At 69.8% G+C, this 20,429-nt stretch carries 17 protein-coding genes; 10 read left to right on the top strand and 7 right to left on the bottom strand.

The genetic code is table 11. From position 1 onward, the window contains the following. Positions 1–163: 163 nt before the first annotated feature. Positions 164–3,052, bottom strand: coding sequence for a vitamin B12-dependent ribonucleotide reductase (locus tag FA582_RS05025; RefSeq protein WP_147899749.1), 2,889 nt, complete (start codon positions 3,050–3,052; stop codon positions 164–166). A gap of 78 nt (positions 3,053–3,130) precedes the next feature. Further along, complete coding sequence (gene nrdR / locus FA582_RS05020) at positions 3,131–3,610, bottom strand: transcriptional regulator NrdR (RefSeq protein ID WP_010146170.1); 480 nt, start codon at positions 3,608–3,610, stop codon at positions 3,131–3,133. A gap of 407 nt (positions 3,611–4,017) precedes the next feature. Between nrdR and FA582_RS05015 the strand changes: the two genes are divergently transcribed. Together FA582_RS05015 and FA582_RS05010 are read left to right on the top strand one after the other, a co-directional pair. Continuing rightward, entirely contained in the window at positions 4,018–4,581 is a 564-nt protein-coding gene (locus FA582_RS05015) for a DUF6318 family protein (RefSeq protein ID WP_010146169.1), read from the top strand. A 377-nt stretch (positions 4,582–4,958) separates the two neighbouring features. Next, complete coding sequence (locus FA582_RS05010) at positions 4,959–5,522, top strand: hypothetical protein (RefSeq protein WP_141567446.1); 564 nt, start codon at positions 4,959–4,961, stop codon at positions 5,520–5,522. A 13-nt stretch (positions 5,523–5,535) separates the two neighbouring features. Here the strand turns inward: FA582_RS05010 and FA582_RS05005 are convergent, their stop codons facing one another. Together FA582_RS05005 and FA582_RS05000 are read right to left on the bottom strand one after the other, a co-directional pair. Then, the gene (locus FA582_RS05005) at positions 5,536–6,141 is read right to left on the bottom strand and encodes a response regulator transcription factor (RefSeq protein WP_010146166.1); all 606 of its coding nucleotides are present in this window, start codon (positions 6,139–6,141) and stop codon (positions 5,536–5,538) included. Beyond that, positions 6,138–7,250 carry a sensor histidine kinase gene (locus FA582_RS05000; protein WP_010146163.1) on the bottom strand — a complete coding sequence of 371 codons (1,113 nt, stop codon included), beginning with the start codon at positions 7,248–7,250 and terminating at the stop codon, positions 6,138–6,140. The genes FA582_RS05005 and FA582_RS05000 overlap by 4 nt, the downstream gene beginning before the upstream one ends. Positions 7,251–7,349: 99 nt before the next feature. Between FA582_RS05000 and FA582_RS04995 the strand changes: the two genes are divergently transcribed. The 4 genes from FA582_RS04995 to FA582_RS04980 all read left to right on the top strand — a co-directional run bounded on the left by FA582_RS04995 (position 7,350) and on the right by FA582_RS04980 (position 12,294). Further along, a complete protein-coding gene (locus FA582_RS04995) occupies positions 7,350–8,762 on the top strand; it encodes an HNH endonuclease signature motif containing protein (protein ID WP_010146162.1) in 1,413 nt (470 codons plus the stop codon). Between the two features lie 271 nt (positions 8,763–9,033). Further along, complete coding sequence (locus tag FA582_RS04990) at positions 9,034–10,080, top strand: LLM class flavin-dependent oxidoreductase (protein WP_010146161.1); 1,047 nt, start codon at positions 9,034–9,036, stop codon at positions 10,078–10,080. 56 nt (positions 10,081–10,136) lie between these two features. Continuing rightward, a complete protein-coding gene (locus tag FA582_RS04985) occupies positions 10,137–11,450 on the top strand; it encodes a VOC family protein (RefSeq protein WP_010146160.1) in 1,314 nt (437 codons plus the stop codon). A 37-nt stretch (positions 11,451–11,487) separates the two neighbouring features. After that, positions 11,488–12,294: a CPBP family intramembrane glutamic endopeptidase gene (locus FA582_RS04980; protein WP_010146159.1), complete on the top strand. Its 807-nt coding sequence runs from the start codon at positions 11,488–11,490 to the stop codon at positions 12,292–12,294. Between the two features lie 10 nt (positions 12,295–12,304). Here the strand turns inward: FA582_RS04980 and FA582_RS04975 are convergent, their stop codons facing one another. After that, positions 12,305–14,470 carry a RecQ family ATP-dependent DNA helicase gene (locus tag FA582_RS04975; RefSeq protein WP_010146158.1) on the bottom strand — a complete coding sequence of 722 codons (2,166 nt, stop codon included), beginning with the start codon at positions 14,468–14,470 and terminating at the stop codon, positions 12,305–12,307. Between the two features lie 82 nt (positions 14,471–14,552). Here FA582_RS04975 and FA582_RS04970 point away from each other — a divergent pair, with 82 nt between their 5' ends. Genes FA582_RS04970 through FA582_RS04960 form a run of 3 tightly spaced genes read left to right on the top strand, consistent with a single transcriptional unit; the run spans position 14,553 to position 18,572 of the window. Next, a complete protein-coding gene (locus FA582_RS04970) occupies positions 14,553–15,266 on the top strand; it encodes an HAD family hydrolase (RefSeq protein ID WP_010146157.1) in 714 nt (237 codons plus the stop codon). Positions 15,267–15,307: 41 nt separating this feature from the next. Beyond that, positions 15,308–17,866 (top strand): glycoside hydrolase family 65 protein, encoded by a 2,559-nt coding sequence (locus FA582_RS04965; protein WP_033228454.1) that lies wholly within the window; start codon positions 15,308–15,310, stop codon positions 17,864–17,866. A gap of 43 nt (positions 17,867–17,909) precedes the next feature. Further along, positions 17,910–18,572, top strand: a complete 663-nt coding sequence (locus FA582_RS04960) for a hypothetical protein (protein WP_010146154.1) — start codon at positions 17,910–17,912, stop codon at positions 18,570–18,572. Between the two features lie 33 nt (positions 18,573–18,605). Here the strand turns inward: FA582_RS04960 and FA582_RS04955 are convergent, their stop codons facing one another. Beyond that, complete coding sequence (locus tag FA582_RS04955) at positions 18,606–19,028, bottom strand: LysM peptidoglycan-binding domain-containing protein (RefSeq protein WP_010146153.1); 423 nt, start codon at positions 19,026–19,028, stop codon at positions 18,606–18,608. Positions 19,029–19,293: 265 nt separating this feature from the next. Between FA582_RS04955 and lexA the strand changes: the two genes are divergently transcribed. Further along, on the top strand, positions 19,294–20,019 hold the full coding sequence (gene lexA / locus FA582_RS04950) for a transcriptional repressor LexA (RefSeq protein ID WP_029540324.1): 726 nt from the start codon (positions 19,294–19,296) through the stop codon (positions 20,017–20,019). 71 nt (positions 20,020–20,090) lie between these two features. Here lexA and FA582_RS04945 read toward each other — a convergent pair whose 3' ends face one another. Next, on the bottom strand, positions 20,091–20,423 hold the full coding sequence (locus FA582_RS04945; protein ID WP_010146151.1) for a PRC-barrel domain-containing protein: 333 nt from the start codon (positions 20,421–20,423) through the stop codon (positions 20,091–20,093). Positions 20,424–20,429: the final 6 nt, after the last annotated feature.

Raw genomic sequence — 20,429 nt, 5'->3', positions numbered from 1 at the left:
CGTGCGTCAATCCGCCGCTAATGACCGTATCTTCCGTTCACCAAGACCGCCCGCGGCCGGGAGACAACGGCTTGTCGCGGGCGGCCCCTCAGCCCCGACCTCTAGCGACGGCACAAGGGCTGCCCGGAAAACTCCGGACAGCCCTTGTGATCAATGCCTCGTGTCAGCTGCAGCCGCTGGTGCTGCCGCAGCCCTCGCAGACGTAGCAGGACCCAGCCGGGCGCATCTTCGTCCCGCAGGTCATGCAGATCGGGGCGTCGGCGACCTTGCCCTGGAACTGCTCGAGCAGCTCGGCCGACGAGTGGACGCCAGCCTCAGCCTTGCGGGCGTCAGCGGCACCCGCGCCGGACTGATCGGCCACCTTCTCGGCCTTCTCTGCCTTCTTGGCCGGCGTGGTCGCCGCGGACTGGCTGAGGTTCTCGAGCTCGTCCTCGTAGTCCTCGTCGTCGTTGGAGGACGTCACCGGGGCGTAGGAGCCGGTCTCGAGCTGGCGGGCGCGCTCCTCCGCGGTGTGGATCCCCATGAATGACCGGCTCTCGAAGTCCAGGTAGTCCAGCGCCAGGCGGCGGAAGACGTAGTCCATGATCGACTGCGCCATGCGCACGTCCGGGTCGTCCGTCATACCGGCCGGCTCGAAGCGCAGGTTGGTGAACTTCTCGACGAAGGTCTCCAGCGGCACGCCATACTGCAGGCCGATCGATACCGCGATCGAGAAGGCGTCCATGACACCGGCCAGGGTCGAGCCCTGCTTGCCGAACTTGAGGAACAGCTCGCCCAGGTCGCCACTCTCGTAGGTGCCGGCGGTGAGGTAGCCCTCGGCGCCACCCACCGCGAAGCTCGTGGTCTGGCTGCTCCGGCGCTTGGGGAGCCGCTTGCGGACCGGGCGGTACTCGACGACCTTCTCGACGGGAGCCTCGACCTCATCGGGCTTCTTGGTCTTGTCCTTTTTGCCGTCGGACAGCGGCTGGCCCACCTTGCAGTTGTCGCGGTAGACCGCGAGCGCCTTGAGGCCGAGCTTCCAGCCCTGGAGGTAGACCTCCTCGATCTCCTCGATCGTCGCCGACTCCGGCAGGTTGACCGTCTTGGAGATCGCGCCGGAGAGGAACGGCTGGGTGGCCGCCATCATCCGGACGTGACCCATCGGGGAGATCGCGCGAGCGCCCATGGCGCAGTCGAAGACCTCGTAGTGCTCGGTCTTGAGGCCCGGGGCGTCGATGACGTGACCGTTCTCGGCGATGTACTCGACGATCGCCTCGATCGTCTCGTCGGCATACCCCAGGCGGTTGAGCGCGCGCGGGATGGTCTGGTTGACGATCTGCATCGAGCCGCCACCGACGAGCTTCTTGAACTTCACGAGCGAGAAGTCAGGCTCGATGCCGGTGGTGTCGCAGTCCATCATGAAGCCGATGGTGCCGGTCGGCGCGAGCACGGAGGCCTGCGCGTTGCGGTAGCCGTGCTTCTCCCCCGTCTTGACGACGGCATCCCAGGCCTTGGTCGCAGCCTTGTGCACCGCGGCGTCCATCGAGTGCAGCGTGCGGATCTCGTCGTTGGCCGCCTGGTGCTTGCGCATGACGCGCTTGTGGGCGTCGGCGTTGCGGGCATACCCGTTGTAGGCGCCGACGACACCGGCGAGCTCGGCGGAGCGCTTGTAGGCCGCGCCGGTGAGCAGCGAGGTCAGCGAGGCGGCGAGCGCGCGGCCACCCTCGGAGTCGTAGCCGTGGCCGGTCGCCATGAGCAGCGCGCCGAGGTTGGCGTAGCCGATGCCGAGCTGGCGGTAGTTGCGGGTGGTCTCACCGATCGGGTCGGTCGGGAAGTCCGCGAAGCAGATCGAGATGTCCATCGCGGTCATGACCAGCTCGGCGACCTTCTGATAGGTCTCCACGTCGAAGGTGTCGTCGTCGCGCAGGAACTTCAGGAGGTTCAGCGAGGCGAGGTTGCAGCTGGAGTTGTCCAGCGACATGTATTCGGAGCAGGGGTTGGACGCGGTGATGCGCCCGGTCTCCGGGTTGGTGTGCCAGTCGTTGATGGTGCCGTCGTACTGGATGCCCGGGTCGGCGCACTCCCAGGCGGCCTGTGCCATCTTGGTGAACAGGGTGCGGGCGTCGACCGTGGAGATGACCGAGCCGTCCTTGCGGGAGGTCAGACCGAAGTCGGTGCCGTCCTCGACCGCGCGCATGAACTCGTCGGAGACGCGCACCGAGTTGTTGGCGTTCTGGTACTGCACCGACACGATGTCGGAACCGCCGAGGTCCATGTCGAAGCCGGCGTCACGCAGGGCGCGGATCTTGTCCTCCTCGCGCGCCTTGGTGTCGATGAACTCCTCGATGTCCGGGTGGTCGACGTCGAGGACGACCATCTTGGCCGCGCGACGGGTCGCGCCGCCAGACTTGATGGTGCCCGCGGAGGCGTCGGCACCACGCATGAAGGAGACCGGGCCGGAGGCGGTGCCGCCGGAGGAGAGTAGCTCCTTGGAGGAGCGGATGCGGGAGAGGTTGAGGCCGGCGCCGGAGCCGCCCTTGAAGATGAAGCCCTCTTCCTTGTACCAGTTGAGGATCGAGTCCATCGAGTCGTCGACGGACAGGATGAAGCAGGCGCTGACCTGCTGCGGGCTGGCCGTGCCGACGTTGAACCACACCGGGGAGTTGAACGAGAAGATCTGGTGCACGAGGGCATACGTCAGCTCGTGCTCGAAGATCTCGGCGTCCTCGTCGGTCGAGAAGTAGCCGTGCTCCTTGCCCGCCTTGACGTAGGTGAGGACCACGCGGTCGACGAGCTGCTTGAGGCCGGTCTCGCGGGCCTCGGTGCCGACGGCGCCGCGGAAGTACTTCGTGGTGACGATGGTGGAGGCGTTGGCCGACCAGAAGTCCGGGAACTCCACGCCGCGCTGCTCGAAGATCGTGTCCCCGGTCTTCCAGTTGGTCTGGACGACGTCCCGCTTCTCCCAGGTGACCTGGTCGTAGGGGTGGACACCAGGCGTGGTGAAGATGCGCTCGATCGTCAGGCCCTTGCCGTTGCGGCGCGTGCGCGTCTTCGACCCGGTCGTCTCGGTCATGACTAGCTCTCCTTGGTGTGGGACTTGCGTTCTGGTCCTGTATGCAGTGCAGCACCGTGCACTGACATACCTGCGTGGTTAGGTCGTCGGTGCAGGTGAGGCGGCCTTCACGTCGCGCTCGGAGCGCAGCAGCGTGATGGCCGACTCGAAGTCGTCGAGGTTGTCGAACGCCTGGTAGACGGACGCGAAGCGGAGGTAGGCGACCTCGTCAAGCGCCTTGAGCGGCTCGAGGATCGCCAGCCCCACCTCGTGGGCGTCCACCTCGGCCTGTCCGAGCGTGCGGATGGACTCCTCCACCTGCTGGGCGAGCAGCTGCAGCTGGTCGTCGGTGACCGGGCGGCCCTGGCAGGCCTTCCGGGCGCCCGAGATGACCTTGTCGCGACTGAACGGCTCGGTCGCGCCGGAGCGCTTGATGACCGAGAGGGTGGCGGTCTCCACGGTGCCGAAGCGGCGCCCGCACTCGGGGCACTGCCGGCGCCGGCGGATGACGGTGCCCTCCTCCTGGACGCGACTGTCGACGACCTTGGAGTCCGTGTGACGGCAGAATGGGCAGTGCATCACTCGCTCCTCTCGGTGTCGCGACAGCGCGCGGCGAACGCCCCTGGAAGAGGCGCCCTGTGGGTGGATCTGGGGACGGTCTGTGGATGACGTGTGGGAACACGCCCTCCGACTGTGCACAAGATGTGGACGAACCACAGGCTTGTAACTACTAGATATGGTGATCGTAGGTCAGTCGGCTACTAGATGCAAGGGGTGCGTGTCGCGGGCTGCGGCGTGGGCTCAGGAGGCCCGCAACGGCGCGGATCTCAGGGCCGTCAGCGGTGTGTCGCCGGGGTGGAGGGGTAGTCAGATCGGCGTGGATTCTCTACTGTGGACAACCGTTCCGGGGGACCGATCTGCGGCACACTGGGACGTGACCGAGGTCGCGGGGGCACTGCGGCCGTCAGATCCAGGAGGGGTATGTCGTGAGACGCACCGCCATCATCGCTGCCGCCGCCAGCCTTGCACTGCTCCCCGCCTGCACGGAGGAAACCGAGCCATCCCCCATGCCCACCTCGGAGGACTCCCTCACGACCGCCACCGAGGAGCCGGAGGACGAAGCCGCCACCTCCGAGCCCGAGGAGACCACCGAGGGGCCCACGACGGAAGAGCCTGACGCCGAGGGCCCCCCCGAGATGCCGGCCGAGGCGGAGGAGCAGACGGAAGGGGGAGCTGAAGCCTTTGCTGAGCACTACATCGCCGTTCTGAACTGGGCCTACATGACCGGCGAGACAGAGCTGGCAGAGAGCCTTAGCGACCCCGAGTGCACCTCCTGCGCTGGGCTGATTGAGGAAGCGGGCCAGTATCAGACATCAAGCGACTACCTCGTCACCGAGGAAACCCAAGCCTTGCTGTCAAGCGATGGCGCACGCGTCGAGGCTTCGATCGAACAATTGACGGGGCCAGGGGCAGGAAGCGCCGACATCGTCATTCGCCTGACGCCCAGCGAGTCGTCCTGGATCGTCGACGAGATCACCCTCGTGGAATAGCCATGAAGAGTGCGAGCAAGCGGGTCGCGGTCGTTGCCCTGACAATTTTTTACGGATCTCTTTCCTGCGTAGCTTTGGCTGCCGAGGCGCCGCCAGGGACCGAACCTCCGCCTGGAGGCTTCAAGAAGAAGATCCGAGAAGGCGGTGGCTCCGAGGTCAGCCTCACTGTTAATGAGACCCGCGCTAAAGCGAACTACTGGCCACCGGGGAGTAGCCCAGATTCGCCTACCTCATGGTACGAGTATGTTGCTGTCATCAATTGCATGCCTCCGAACTCCGTGGACGCTCCTCGGCTGGATATTTGCCAAGCAGCCATTGATGCATGCATTGGACAGCCGGAACCTTCCCTCGCCTTGTCGATCATATACCGTCGCGTTGTGACCGACGGCGGAACCAATGGTGCGTGGGAACGAGATGGACAAACCTGCTTTACGGACTCCGTTCCCCCGCGATCCGGGTCACAGGCTGATGAAGAACTCACCGAAGCGATGCTCATCGAGCAGTTCCACCGCACTCAGTTCGCCCTGCCGCAGGCCGTCATGGAACCCCCTGGCAACCGCACGCTGGTCAATCTCCCGGTCTACTTCGAACTGGCCTGGCCAGAGGGAGGGTTCGAGCCACAGGAGATCGACGTCACCACGCTCATCGGGCACGAGGTGCGCATCAGACCCACGCTGGTCGGGGCCACCTACTTCACCGGCGACGGTGAGCAGATAGGCCCGACCACGAGCCTGGGCGGCCCCTACCCAAACGGCGACATCACCCACCAGTACACCTCGGAAGCAGCCGTCAGTCCCTACATCTCCGTCGAGTACGGCGGGGAAGTCAGCGTCGACGGCGACGAGTGGACCACCATCCCGAGCACGGTGACCATCGAAGGTCCGGAGACGCCCTTGGAGATCGTCGAGTCACGCAACCGGCTCTACAGCAACAACCGCTGACGTCGCGGCCGCGTCACAACCAGCCACGCTCCTCGGCATACCTCGCCGCCTCCACCCGGGTGGCGGTGGCGGTCTTGCCGATCGCCGACGACAGATAGTTGCGCACCGTGCCCGGTGAGAGGAAGAGCCGTGTCGCGATCGACTGCACGGGTGAGCCGTCCAGGGCGGCGCGCAGGACCTGCCGCTCGCGCTCGGTCAGTGGGTTCGGGCCGCCGACCAGTGACTCCGTGGCGAGCGCCGGGTCGACGACGCGCACCCCGGCGTGCACCCGGCGCACCGCCTCCGCGAGCTCTTGTGCCGGTGTGTCCTTGACGACGAAGCCGCAGGCGCCGGCGTCCATGGCCCGGCGCAGGTAGCCCGGCCGACCGAAGGTCGTCACCATCAGGCACCTCGACGGCATACCGACGCCGCGGAGCTGCTCGAGCACCCCGATGCCGTCCAGTCCTGGCATCTCGATGTCGAGCAGACAGACGTCCGGGCTCGCGCGGCGCACCGCGTCCAGCACCTCATCCCCTCGGCCCACCTGCGCGACGACCTCGATGTCGCGCTCGAGGTCGAGCAGCGCAGCCACCGCGCCCCGCACGAGGGCTTGGTCGTCCGCGAGCAGCACCCGGATCACCACCGCACCTCCAGCTCCGTGCCGCGGCCACCCTCGCCGGGGCGCTCCATACCCGGCCGCAGCGTGAGCGTGCCGCCCGCCTGCTGGACCCGCTCTCGCACCCCCTTGAGACCGGTGCCCTCCGCCCGGCCATCGAGTCCCACGCCGTCATCGCTGACCCTGACCCAGCTCTCCCCGAGCTCGACCCGGCAGCGGGACGCGCGGCTGTGCCTGACGACGTTGGTGACGGCCTCGCGCACGACCCAGGCCAGGGTGATGCGGTGCCGTGGGTCGACCACCGAGAGGTCCGGTGGGAGCTCGGCCTCGATGCCGGCGCTGTCCAGCGCGACCCGCGCGGAGTCCACCTCCTCGGCGAGCCGGGCGACGCGCAGACCACCCACCGTGGCGCGGATCTCGGCGAGAGCCTGCCGCGCCAGGTCCTGCACCTGGGCCATCTCCTGCTTGGCGCGCTCGGGGTCGACGTCGATCAGGCGGGCCGCGAGCTCGGTCTTGACGGTGACCACGGTGAGCGAGTGCCCGAGGACGTCGTGGACGTCCCGGGCGACGCGTTCGCGCTCCTCGGTGAGCGACAGCTGGTTGGCCACCTCCTGCGCCGCCTCCTGGCTCTCCTCGAGATACCGGCTCATGACGCTCATCCCGAGCACCAGGACCGAGATGCCCCAGAGCATCGAGGCGGGCCAGAACCCCCAGGCGAGCAGGCTGCCGAGGATCCCGAGCCCGAAGATGGTCAGCGAGGTCGCCCACATCGCCCGCCAGGGCAGGAAGAAGACGGGCAGGCTGACGAGGAAGGGCAGCGTGGTCATGCTGTTGGAGCCGATCATCGCCGCCAGGGCGACGGCGAGGGCGATGAGCACGGTGAGGCCGAGGATGCCGCGGCGCTGGGCCCGGGCGAAGCTGCCCTGCACGACCTCGGCGACGGCGCCGCGCAGCGTCACGACGTAGACGAGGCAGAAGGCGCCGATGAGGCCGGTGGCGGCCAGCTGCGCAGGCAGGGTCCGGTCGGAGGTCCAGACCTCCACGAGCGGGAAGAGGAAGAAGAACAGCCAGATCCCGCCGTAGAGCCACCCCCAGCGGCCCCAGGGGTCGGTGCTGGAGGTCGTCGGGCTCATGGCACCACTCTGCCACTGCGGGGCGGTCGGGGGTATGACGTCTGTCACCGGCATCGGTGCAGGTCAGAGGTGTGTCGGTGGCCGGTGCTTGAGTGAGGTATGGAGTTCTCACCGGTGCAGGAGCGAGGCGGGGCGGGTGCCTGGGCGCCCGGTGCCCCGGTGCCGGTCGAGAGCGTCGACGAGTGGGCCGGTCCGCTGGATGAGGTGGACGCCCTGTCGCCCGCCGACTACCGGGCGTTGATGGACGAGGTCGCTGCCGCGCTGGGCGAGATGCACGGCTCGCGGGATCCTGGTCTGCCGACCGAGGAGCTGGCTGCCGGCCTCGAGGACGCCACGCGAGCGCTCGGGCGGGCCTGTCTGGAGCCGGAGGATCTGGTCTCGGTGCACGACGAGGGTCTCACCGAGGCGCTGGAGTCGGTCGGGAGGCTGCAGTCCCGGCTCGGGGCCGTCGGCTTCCGGTTGGCCCGTCAGGCGGCGGCCCGTGGGCTGCACCAGGAGAGCGGACTGTCGCTCATCGACTGGCTGCGCGTCCGCTGCCCGTGGCTGAGCACCGCAGACGCCGCGCAGGTCAAGGTCGTGGTGGAGGCGTCGGCGACACCCGCGGGCTCACCGATCGGTGACGCCGTCGCGAGCGGCGACGTGCCGTTGCACCGCGCCGCGATGGTGGCCCGGACCATGACGCGCCTGGAGGGGTCGCTGGAGGAGGACCAGCAGGAGTCCTACACGAAGATCGCGACGACGGCGGCCGCGCGCCCCGACCTGTCCGACAAGGACCTGTCGGCCGTCTGCCACCGACTCATCGAGGACCTCCTGCACGAGAGACAGCCGGGCGAGCGCGAGCAGGCGGCGATCCAGCTGCGCAGCGTGACGTCGCGCAGGATCGCGCCCGGCCTGACCCGTTTCACCATCGACGCCCCCGACGGTGCGGCTGCCACCCTCAGCGGCGTGCTCACCTCCCAGCTGTCGGCGCCGACGCCCGACGAGCAGGCCCAGGAGCCCGACCCCCGCTCCCCCGGGCAACGACGCTTCGACGCACTCATGGCCGTCGTCAACCGCGGCATCGGCCATCCGGGCGCTCTGCCGTCCACCGCGCGGGCCACCGTCATCCTCACGATCCCCTTCGACCCGGAGCGTGGTCTCCCGTCTGGGCCGGCGATGAGCTCCGGAGGTGGGTATGTCGCACCGCGACAGGCCTCCGAGCTGGCCTGCTCCGCCGAGATCGCCCCGGTGTGGATGGCCGCCGACGGCGAGCCGCTCGCCCTCGGGCGCACCGCACGGCTCGCCTCTCCCGCGCAGTGGAGGGCTCTCGTGGCCCGCGACGGAGGCTGCACCTATCCAGGGTGCAGCGCGCTCCCCCAGTGGTGCGACAGCCACCACCTGGACTGGTGGAGCCGCGGTGGGCACACCGACGTCGCCCGGATGGCGCTCCTCTGCGGCCGGCACCACACCGTGGTCCACCAGCACGAGCTCAGTGCCAGCGTCAACGGCGGCACGGTCACCTGGCACGTCTGAGGCCCCCGCCCCGCAGCCGACCCGACCACGGGTCGGCGTCGAGGCATGCCCGGCGACGGGCGCGCTCGGCCCGAGGCACGCGGACGTGGGGTGGATGCGGGCGGACGCCGGACCATACCGGGCGGATGCCAGGCGGATGCTCGACGTGGGGGCGGCGGCGATGCGTGAGTGACGGCATGCGTGAGTGACGGCATGCGTGAGTGACGGCATAGGTGAGTGACGGCATAGGTCGATGTCGGCATACCCGGGCGGCACGAGGCGTTGCCGAAGTATGCCCACCCCACGCATCCCCCTGTCCGTCCTCGACCTCGTGCCCCGCTCGCAGGGCATGACCCCCGCCACGGCCATCGAGGAGTCCGTCGCGCTGGCCCGGGAGGCCGACCGGCTGGGCTATCGCCGTCTGTGGATGGCTGAGCACCACGGGTCGGAGGCGTTCATGTCCTCAGCCACCTCCCTGCTCCTGGGGCATGTCGCCCACGCCACCGAGCGCATCCGCCTCGGCTCGGGAGGCGTCATGCTGCCCAATCACTCGCCGCTCATGGTGGCGGAGTACTACGGGACGCTCGCGACCATCCACGGCGACCGGTTCGACCTCGGCCTCGGCCGGGCGCCGGGGACGGACCCGATGACCGCGGCAGCCCTCTCGCGGTCCACGGGCCACCTGCCGGATTTCGCCTCTGAGGTGGCCGACCTGCAGGGCTACCTCGGTGAGCCGCGGGCCGGTGCGCGGGTCCGCGCCCTCCCGGGGGAAGGCACGAAGGTCCCGCTGTGGATGCTCGGCTCGTCCACCGGTGGTGCGCAGGTCGCCGCAGCACTGGGCCTGCCCTTCTCCTTCGCCTCGCACTTCGCGCCCGACCAGCTGCGCGAGGCGCTCTCCCTCTACCGTGACCGCTTCCGGTCCAACGTGGCCACCGCACAGGTGGACCGGCCCACGACGATGGCCGGCGTCAATGTCCTGGTCGCTCCGACGCAGGAGGAGGCCGACTACCTCTTCACGACCGCCCAGCTCATGGCGATCCGCATCCGCTCCGGCCAGCCCGCGCCGCTCGACCCGCCGGTGGAGAGCTTGGCCTCGGTCGTGCCGACCGAGCTGCTCCCCCTCGCGAACGCCCACCAGTCGGTGCGGATGGTCGGCACCGCGGAGACCGTGGTCGCGCAGCTCGAGAAATTCGCCGCGACCCACGAGCTGGACGAGCTGATCGTCACGACGTACACGTTCGACCCTGAACTCCGGCGCCGGAGCTACCGGATGCTCGCGGAGGCCTGGGGGCTCTCGGGCACGGGGTCTTCCGTGGACGTCCTCGCGGACACCGCCTGACCTAGGTCTGCCCCGGTGTGCCCCACGGGCCGTCGTTCGCTGACACCATCCGGAGGATGAGCAACGACGAGTACCTGACCGCCGCGCAGCTTGAGGCGCACCCTGGCCTCGACGACTGGCGCTGCCTGTCCCGAGGTGCGGCGGCGTGGTTCGCCACCGCCTCGCACACCGACGGGGCGCGGCTGGTCGGGCGTGTCCTCCAGGTCGCTGCAGGGCACGGGCACCCCATTCCTGACCTGGACCTACGTCAGCGCGGGGTGCAGGTCCGTCTGCCTCGCGGCCAGGACGGTTTCAGTCCCCGCGCCGTTGCCCTCGCGCGCGAGATCTCCTCGGAGGCGCGAGGGCTCGGACTCAACTCCGACACCGCCGTGGTCCAGGACGTCCAGCTGACGATGGACACCGCGGACCCCGGTCCGCTCATGGCGTTCTGGGAGGTCGCTCTCGGCTACCAGCAGGACGGCGAGGAGGACGTGGTCGACCCCGGGCGTCGACACCCGCCGATCTGGCTCCAGGGACTCGATGCGCCTCGCCCCCATCGCCACCGCATCCATCTTGACTCCGTGGCGACGCAGGAGGTCTCCGTCGCGACCCACGACGCCCTGGTGTCACAGGGTGCAGTCTCGGTCCACCACGGCTACTACGCGACGGTGGCCGACCCGGAGGGCAACGAGGTGGACGTCCTTCCCCTGCCGGAGAAAAGTGACCGATGGCAGCAGTCCGGGACCGAGGACTGGCGCCTCGTCTTCGCCGCCATGGCGTGCTACCCGGTGGGCTCGACCGCCCGGGCCGCCGACCTGGTCGCGGGGGTGGCGTCCCTCGCCGATGACGCCGATCTCCCGCTGAGCATCGACCTCCGCGCCGATCAGGCGTCCGGGTGCATCGTCGTCACCCTCGACACCGGCAAGGACCTCTGGGAGGTGGACGAGGGATACCTGGGGCTCGCCCGGGCCACCCAGCAGCAGGCGCGCGCGCTCGGTCTCAGCGCTGACACCGCTCGCCCGAGGTTCGTCCAGATCGGCCTCGACGCGGCAGACATCCCTCGCTGCAGGAAGTTCTGGTGCGCCGCCCTGGGCTATGTCGAGGACCCCCGTCCGGACGTCACGGACATCGTCGACCCCCGGCGGCTGGGCCCGGTGCTCTTCTTCCAGCCCCTCGACACCGCCGACGAGCAGCGGGTCGCCCAACGCAACCGCACCCACTTCGACGTCTTCCTGCCGCACGACCGCGCAGAGGAGCGGCTGAACGCCGTGCTCGCTGCGGGCGGGCGCGTCGTGCGCGACAGCGCGCCCTTCTGGTGGACGGTCGCGGATCCGGAGGGCAACGAGGTGGACATCTCGGTGACGGTCGGCCGCGAGGAGCGTTGGGGCTGAGTCCGAGCGCCACCCCACGGGCCGTCACAATGGACGCGTGCCCGACACTCCCGCGCCGACGCACCTGCGTTCCCTGCCCCCTGCCGCCGGAGTCTCCGTCTCGGCACTGCTGCTCTTCGGTCTCCACCTACCGATCGCCGGCTATCTGCTGCTCCTCGCCAGTCTCGCCGCTGCCTTCGTGCTCAACCGCGAGCTCTTCCGCGACCTGCTGCTCATCGCCGTGGGGATCGGGATCGTGTCGACGACCTCCGTCGAGGCCGACATCAGCTGGGACATGTTCTTCCTGCTGGGCGCCGTGCTCACCGCCGCGGTCGCCGCACCGGTCCTCGTCGACCGCTTCGTCTACCGCCGGCACGCCATCACCTTCCCGTGGATCACCAGGCGACGGTGGACGAGGTTGCAGTGGGCGTATGTCGTCGCCGTCCCCGTACTCGGCTACCTCATCCTTCCGGCCTACTTCATCCACTCGGGCAGCTACGAGAACTGGCCGCCCATCCAGACCGCCAGCGAGTTCGGCCGTTTCTTCGTCGGCGTCAACGCGGTCGGGCTGTGGGACGAGCTGTTCTTCATCTGCATCTGCTTCGCGCTGCTGCGCCGGCACTTCCCCCTCTGGACCGCCAACATCCTCCAGGCCACGATCTTCGTGTCCTTCCTGTGGGAGCTCGGCTACCGCTCCTGGGGACCGCTGCTGACGATCCCCTTCGCGCTCCTGCAGGGTTACATCTTCACTCGCACCAAGTCCTTGACGTATGTCGTGCTCATCCACCTCCTCTTCGACGCGGTGGTGTTCCTCGCGATCGTGCACGCCCACGACCGCAGCATCTTCCCCTTCTTCATCTACTGACCGGGCTCGGTCACCCGTCGATGGTGAGCGCCAGGGGCAGGACTGCCTCGGCGCCAGCCCGCCGCAACGCGCGCGCAGCGACGGTCATCGTCCACCGTGAGTCGACGACGTCGTCCACGAGCAGCACCGGTCCCCGAGCCTGCTCCAGAGCCTCCGCCAGCTCCGGGCCGACCACGATGCGGTCCCACACGTTGGCGAGCCGGAAGGCGCTGTTGCCCCCGGCCTCGCCGACCGGCCCACCGTAGGCCAGGTCGAGCGAACCCAGCAGCGGGAGGCGTCCGATCTGACTGATCTGCTGCGCGAGCGAGCCCACGACCGCGGGGCGCCGCCGGGAGGGCATGGCCACGACACCCACCGGCCTCGTGGCCCAACCCCACCCAGAGAGCACCTCCACCACCGCGCGGGTGACCTCCTCGGGGACGGGCTGTCCCGGCGTCGTCTCCTGCTCCGGGTCGTCGGGGTCGGCAGGCTGGGAGGTACCGGCCTCCAGCACGCTGCGCAGCCGCTGACCCCAACCGAGATCGGACAGCCTGGCCAGGGCACGCCCCTCCTGCGCCTGCTCCTCCGGCGCGATCTTGCCCTTGATGTCGACGCCGAGGCGGGGCATACCCGTGGGCCACTGTCCGCGCGGCTCGACCGGCACCCCGACCGCCCCCAGCCGCTCCCGTGCCGCGCCCATGGCCTCGTCCGGCACCTCGGTCGGGAACCACACGCCGGCACAGCGGTCGCAGCGGCCGCAGGGCTCCGCGCTCGGGTCGTCGAGGCACTCCTGGAGGAACTCCATCCGGCAGCGGTCACCCTGCTGGTAGGCGACCATGAGCTCGGCCTCCCGAACCCGCGCCTCGGCCACCCGGGTGTAGCGCTCCCGGTCGTAGACCCACGGCTGCCCCGTGGCCGTCCAGCCGCCCTGCACCTTCGCCACGGCGCCGTCGACGTCGAGCACCTTGAGCAGCAGCTCCAGGCGGGTCCGCCGCACGTCCACGATCGTCTCCAGGGCGGGTGTCGACAGGGGCCGTCCACTCTCTCCCAGCGCGGCCAGCACGGCGTCGGCCTGGTCCTGACGCGGCATCGAGACGGTGGCGAAGTAGTTCCAGATGTCGCGGTCCTCCGACCCGGGGAGGAGCAGCACGTCGGCCCGGTCGGTCGCACGACCTGCACGACCTACCTGCTGGTAGTAGGCGACCGGCGAGCTGGGGGCCCCCAGGTGCACCACGAAACCGAGGTCCGGCTTGTCGAACCCCATGCCGAGAGCACTCGTCGCGACCAGGGCCTTGACGCGGTTGTCCCGCAGGGCGCCCTCGAGCCGTTCGCGGTCCTCGGTGTCGGTGCGCCCGGTATACGCCGCCACCTCGTGACCTGCGGCCGACAGCGCCCCCGCGACGTCCTCGGCCGCAGACACGGTGAGGCAATAGATGATCCCGCTCCCCGGCAGCGCGTCGAGGTGGGCCATCAGCCACCCGAGCCGCTGCTCGGGCGTCAGCCGGGGCAGCACCCCGAGCCGCAGCGAGGCCCTCGCCAGCGGACCCCGGATCGTGCGCACCTCCCGACCACCGACCCCGAGCTGCTCGACGACATCACCGACCACCCGCTCGTTGGCGGTGGCCGTCGTCGCGAGAACGGGGGTGTCGGCGGCGAGGGCGTCCAGCAACGTCCGGATGCGACGGTAGTCGGGCCGGAAGTCGTGGCCCCAGTCGCTGATGCAGTGCGCCTCGTCGACCACGAGCAGCCCGCAGCGGTCGGCCAGGTCCGGCAGCTGCTCCTCCCGGAACCGCGGGTTGTTGAGGCGTTCGGGGCTCACCAGCAGCACATCGACCTCGTCGGCCGCGAGCGCGGCCCGCACGTCGTCCCACTCCGTCGCGTTGGCCGAGTTCATCGTCACCGCGCGCACGCCCGCCCGCGCGGCCGCAGCGATCTGGTCACGCATGAGCGCCAAGAGGGGCGACACGATGACGGTGGGCCCGGCGCCCTCCGCGCGGCGCAGCGCGGTGGCCACGAAGTAGACCGCCGACTTGCCCCAGCCGGTCCGCTGCACCACGAGGACCCGCGACCGCTCCCGCACCAACGCTTCGATGGCCTCCAGCTGACCATCCCGGAAGTCAGCGTCCTCGCGGCCCACCAGACGGCGCAAGGCCTTCTGCGCCGCCGTCGTCAGATCCTCATCGCTCACCTGCTGCATGGCGACGACCGTAGCCGTCCCCGCCGACACTCCCCTCCCTCGCCCGCCGTCCGCCCCCTGCACCTCCACTAGGGTGTGCTGCGTGAACTGGGACCCCGTGACCGCAGTCCTCTTCGACCTCGACGGGGTCCTGACCCCCACGGCCGACGTGCACATGCGGGCCTGGGAGGTGATGTTCACCCGGGTCCTGGACCAGCAGCCGACGCAGCAGCCCCCCTACACCGACCAGGACTACTTCGCCTACATCGACGGCAAACCGCGCTACGACGGGGTGCAGTCCTTCCTCGACGCCCGCGGCATCGACCTCCCGCAGGGCCAGCCGTCCGACCCCCCGGAGCTGGCGAGCGTGCACGGCCTGGGCAACCGCAAGAACGAGATCTTCAACGAGGTGCTCGCCGAGGAGGGCATCGCCGCCTACCCCGGCTCGCTCCGCCTCCTGGACGCTCTCGAGGAGCGCGGGATCGCGATGGCCGTCGTCTCCTCCTCCAAGAACGCCCCGTCGGTGCTCGCCCAGGCGGGCCTGGCCGATCGCTTCCCGGTCGTCGTGGACGGATCGGTCGCCGGGCGGGAGCAGCTGCCGGGCAAGCCGCGCCCCGACACCTTCCTCTACGCCGCCGCGGAGCTGGGCCACGAACCGGCCACCTGCGTGGTCGTCGAGGATGCCGTCTCAGGGGTGCGGGCGGGTGCTGCGGGCGGGTTCGCCCGAGTCATCGGCGTCGACCGGGGCGCGGGTCGTGCCGCATTGCTCGACGCCGGGGCCGACGAGGTCGTCACCGACCTCGCCGACCTGCTCTGACCCCACCCTCCCACCCCCAGAGAGGAGAGCCCGTGGCCGCCATGTCTCACCACCGTCCCCCGGCCCCCGTCGACCCCCTGGACCGCACCCGTTTCCCCGCTGATCCCTGGCGCCTGACCGAGACGGCCTACGAGGGCTCAGACCTCGGGGTCACCGAGACGCTGTTCGCGGTCTCCAACGGCTATCTCGGGCTGCGGGGCAACGTCGAGGAGGGGCGCGACACCCACGCGCACGGCACCTTCGTCAACGGCTTCCACGAGACCTGGCCCATCCGCCACGCCGAGGAGGCCTTCGGTCTGGCGCGGGTGGGGCAGACCATCGTCAACGTCCCGGACCCGAAGACCATCAAGTTGTACATCGACGACGAGCCCCTGCTCCTGTCGACGGCCGACCTGGACCACTACGAACGCACCCTGGACTTCCGTTCCGGGGTGCTGGGGCGGTCGGTGGTATGGCGCACCAGCGCCGGCAAGCGGGTCAAGATCACCACGTCCCGCATGACCAGCGTCGTCGAGCGCCACCTCGCCGTCATGACCTTCGAGGTGGAGATGCTCGACGGCCACGCCGCGCTCGACATCTCCAGCCAGATCCTCAACCGCCAGGACGGCTCGGACGAGTATCACGTGACGAGCGCAGCGATGGGTGAGGGAGTGGACCCCCGCAAGGCCGAGTCCTTCGAGCACCGTGTGCTGGACCCCGTGCTCGCCGAGGTCTGCGACCGCCGGCTGCTGCTGGGCTACCGCTGCCACAACTCGGGTATGACGCTCGCCACGATGGCGCAGCACTCCGTCGCCACCGACAACGCGTGGACCGAGCAGCTGAGCGTCACCGACGACCTCGCCAAGCACGTCATCCGGGTCGATGCCCGAGAGGGTGCGCCGGTGCGGATCGAGAAGCTGGTCGCCGTACACACCTCCCGTGGGGTGCCGCCCCGCGAGCTGGCCGACCGGTGCTCCCGCACCCTCGACCGGGCGCTCGACCACGGCGTCGCCGCCCTCCACGAGGAGCAGGCCCGGGTCTGGGAACGCTTCTGGGAGGAGTCCGACGTCGAGCTCCCCGAGCAGCCGGCGCTGCAGCAGGCCGTGCGCTGGAACCTCTTCCAGTTGGGGCAGGCCTCGATCCGGGCCGGATCGCACGGCATACCGGCCAAGGGACTGACCGGCTCGGGCTACGGCGGCCACTACTTCTGGGACACCGAGTGCTACGTCCTGCCCTTCCTCGTCTACACCCACCCGCAAGCCGCCCGCAACGCCCTGCGCTTCCGCCACGGGATGCTCGACGCGGCACGGCGTCGGGCGGCAGAGATGGCGCAGTACGGCGCGCTCTTCCCGTGGCGCACGATCAACGGTGAGGAGGCCTCCGCCTACTTCGCTGCGGGGACCGCGCAGTACCACATCAATGCCGACGTGGCCTATGCGCTCATGAAGTACGCCCGCGCCACCGGCGACCAGCAGTTCCTCCTCGACCAAGGCGTCGACATCCTCGTGGAGACCGCGCGGTTGTGGGCTGACCTGGGCTTCTGGCAGACCAACGGGAGCCGGCAGTTCCACATCCATGCAGTGACCGGGCCGGACGAGTACACCACCATCGTCAACGACAACCTCTTCACCAACGTCATGGCGCAGCTCAACCTCCGGGCCGCCGCCGAGGCGGTGCGTGAGCTCCAGGCGTCGGACCCCACGCAGTTCGCCCGGGCCGTGGCCCGGTTGGACCTCGGTGACCACGAGGTGGACTCCTGGCAGGAGGTCGCCGACGGCATGCACATCCCGTTCGACGAGGTGGCAGGGGTGCACCCGCAGGACAGCCACTTCCTCGAGCGCGAGGTCTGGGACCTCGATGCCACGCCCGCGGACAAGCGCCCCCTGCTGCTCAACTACCACCCGCTGGTCATCTACCGCTACCAGGTGCTCAAGCAGGCGGACGTCGTCCTGGCGCTCTACCTGGCCGGCGATGCGTTCACCGCCGAGCAGAAGCTGGCCGACTTCACCTACTACGACCCGATCACCACCGGCGACTCCACGCTGTCGGCCGTGGTGCAGTCGATCGTGGCGGCCGAGGTCGGCTACCACCAGCTCGCGCTGCGCTACTTCTACGCCGGCCTGTTCGTGGACCTCGACGACCGGCACGGCAACGCCGGCGACGGTGTCCACGTGGCCTCGACCGGCGGGGTGTGGAGCGCGCTCGTCGCCGGCTTCGGGGGCCTGCGCGACCACGGGGGTCAGCTGACCCTCGATCCTCGCCTCCCCGCCTCGTGGCCAGCCCTGACCTGGCGTATGCGTTGGCACGGATCGCGCCTGCGGGTGACGGTCGAGCAGCAGCAGGTGCGGCTGGTCGTCGAGGTCGGCGACCCGGTGTCCCTCGGCCTCCGCGGAGCGCAGGTCACGGTGGGTGAGGAGGAGGTGGTCGTGGGGCTGCACGACCACGGTCCGCGCCGCGCCGGCGCACCGACCTCCGAGGCGGCTGCGACCGGGAGCACCCCGACGGACCGCCGCTCGGGTATGCCGGGACGCCCCGGAGGGGTGGTCCCGCACAGCTGGCCCCAGGAGGAGTGGGAGTCCACCGGCCCCGTACCGGAGTCACCGGCGGTCCCGACAGCGTGAGCGGGATTGGCCCTCGTGCGCCCCATGTGGTCGACTGGAGGGTATGAGCGAGCCCACCGACATCCCCTTCCAGGACGACGACCGCCCGGCCGAGTCCATCTACGAAGGTGAGCGTCCGGCGGCCGAGGGCTCCACCTCGCCGGCCCCGGGCACCGGGTCGGACGGCGATCCTGCGTCTCCCGCAACCCAGGACGCCTCCGGCGACCACACCAGTGGGACGACGCGCCTCGGGCAGCTCGCTCAGCCGGAGCCGACGGAGACCGACACCCTCGCGGCGGGCGTGACCGGCGCAGAGGACCACGAGGGCATGACCCAGCTCTGGCGCGCCACCATGGACCTGCCGCACTGGTGGTTCATCGCGGTCGGCGAGCCCGGTGCGGAGTCCCCGGCTGCCGCGCAGATCGACGGCCAGATGATGCTGCTGACCTTCACCAGCTCGGAGCGGGCCCGCCACTTCGCGGTCCAGAACGAGATGGTGGCCCACGACGAGGACCTGCGCGCCATCGCCCTCACGCCGCAGGAGCTCGTGGACTCCGCACAGACCTACGCCGACGCCGGCATCGCCGGGCTGATGTTCGACCCCCACCTGTCCGGCTACTTCATCCCCACCGACCAGTTGCCCGTCGTCTGGGAGGCCGTGAGCGGCCTGCCCTCCCCTGGCACCGCTGCCGACGGCGCCCCTCGGACCGACAACCCCGCAGGCTGAACGCCGGGGCTTCACGGCCCCGTCGAACCTGCCTCAGCGACCCGGGATCACGAGCTCCTGACCGGCAGCGACCGAGGTGGTGCTGAGGCTGTTGGCCCGCTGAATCGCGGTGATCGCCTGACTCAGCGGGAGCTCCGGGAGCTGCTCACTCGCGATCTCGCTCAGGGTCGTCCCGCGCTCGACGGTGACCGAGCTCGTGGCGTCGGCGGGGCCGAGCAGGCCGACCATGGACCAGATCACCAGCGCCAGGACGAGGGTGGTGGTCGTCGTGATGGCCAGCCGACCCCGACGCGTCAGCCGCAGTTGGCAGGCGGCGGAGCGCCTCCGCGTGGCGCGGCTCGGGCGTCGCTCCTGATCTCCGACGAGCCGCAGGTGCGGCCGACGACCGCCGCGGCGGCTCGGGTCGGTCAGGGGGACCACGGGGGCCAGGATGTCGTGCGCGATGGCGGTGCTCATGGTGTTCACCTTCCTCGGGGCGGTGCGGTGCGGACACGTGTCCGATCGCACGTCTGTCTCATTGATAGCACACCCGTCGGATGATGTCGACACGCTGACCGAACACATGTTTGCCTTCGGCTCCCGGCGGGCGTACGCTGATCTCATGTCAGGAACTCAAGCACCCACCACTGACAGACCCTCTGACCAGCAATGATGCAGTCGGATGGCCACCGTGGCCATCCATGGTCGGACTGGGTGGGGCCCGCACGAGGGGATGGAGAGCATGGCCACGATTCACGAGATGCCGGACCGCGACGGCGGCGCCGACCTGACCAACCGCCAACGGCGGGTCCTCGACGTCATCCGCGACTCGGTGGACCACCGCGGCTACCCACCGAGCCTGCGCGAGATCGGGGACGCCGTCGGGCTCACCTCACCGAGCTCGGTCGCCCACCAGCTCAAGACGCTGGAGCGCAAGGGCTTCCTGCGCCGCGACCCCCACCGTCCGCGCGCCATCGAGGTCGTCCTCCCGGGCAGCGACGGCGCCGGCTACCGCCGGGGCGAGGGTGAGGGTTCCGCCACTCCCGTGTCCAGCGAGAGCCTCGACGAGACCGGGATCGGCGACGCCCGACCCCAGCCGTCCTACGTCCCGCTGGTCGGGCGCATCGCGGCGGGTGGCCCGATCCTCGCCGAGCAGGCGGTTGAGGACGTCTTCCCCCTCCCCCGGCAGATCGTCGGCGACGGCGAGCTCTTCCTGCTCAAGGTGGTCGGCGACTCGATGATCGACGCCGCCATCTGTGATGGCGACTGGGTCGTCGTGCGCCGCCAGCCCACCGCCGTCAACGGCGAGATCGTCGCCGCCATGCTCGACAACGAGGCCACCGTCAAGACCTACCGTCACCGCGACGGCAAGACGTGGCTGATCCCGCACAACCCGGCCTACGAGCCGATCGACGGCGACCACGCCGTGATCCTCGGCAAGGTGACGGCGGTCCTGCGCCGGGTCTGACCCAGACCCACCCTGACCGCGGCGCCGCCCCCGGCACCTCCATCCTCGTCGGGGGTGGCGCCGCACCCCTTTCATGCCGAGGGCGCAGGGCCCTCGTCGATGGAGTAGTAGTCGTAGAGCTGCTCCTCCTCGTCCTCGGTCAGGTGGCCGTCGCACGGGATGTCAGGAGCGTCCTTGATCATGTCGACCGGGTAGGGCACCTCGATCTGTCCGTCGCGGATGACGGCGTTCGACACGGGGCAGAAGATCTTGCGACCGCCGAACCATCCGGTGCGCACCGAGACCCACGCCGGTTCGCCGGTGCCGTTGTCCAGGTAGACCTGGTCGAGTCCACCGACCTTGTGGCCGTCCTGGTCGACGACCTCCGCGTCATACATCTCACCCAGCTGCTCGTAAGTGACCACTGGCGA

The organism is Serinicoccus profundi, assembly GCF_008001015.1.
In the GTDB taxonomy this organism is placed as follows: Bacteria; Actinomycetota; Actinomycetes; order Actinomycetales; family Dermatophilaceae; genus Ornithinicoccus; species Ornithinicoccus profundi.
The sequence above is the reverse complement of the archived record's forward strand: the minus strand, read 5'-3'. Positions and strand labels throughout refer to the sequence as shown.